Source organism: Salinimicrobium oceani (genome assembly GCF_012037645.1).
In genome coordinates this window covers 1-286 of sequence record NZ_JAAVJR010001620.1, presented here as the reverse complement: position 1 = coordinate 286, position 286 = coordinate 1, and the positions used below count along the sequence as shown (strand labels likewise).

Below are 286 nucleotides of genomic sequence, written 5' to 3'. Positions count from 1 at the left end.
ATGACTTTTGTAAGCATGCTTTCTTTTGATCTTTCCGGTACCGGTAAGCTTGAAACGCTTCTTGGCACTGGATTTTGTTTTCATCTTAGGCATTCTGTCCTTCTTTTTAATTATCTCACTTATTATTGTAAATCGTCATTAGCTGTTTAAGCTATCACGAAATTATTTCGATTTGGTCTTCTTGGGAGAAAGGAACATAGTCATACGTTTTCCTTCCAGCTTAGGCATTTGCTCTACCTTTCCAAGTTCTTCAAGATCTGTAGCCAGGCGCAGTAACAGGATCTCT

1 protein-coding gene and 1 pseudogene are annotated in these 286 nt (G+C 38.5%); both read right to left on the bottom strand.

The features are described from left to right. The coding region (gene rpmI / locus HC175_RS23340) for a 50S ribosomal protein L35 (protein WP_168140120.1) at nucleotides 1-93 on the bottom strand (93 nt) is incomplete at its 3' end. Nucleotides 94-162: 69 nt separating this feature from the next. Then, a pseudogene (locus tag HC175_RS23335) lies at nucleotides 163-286 on the bottom strand (translation initiation factor IF-3 C-terminal domain-containing protein); the annotation flags it as partial.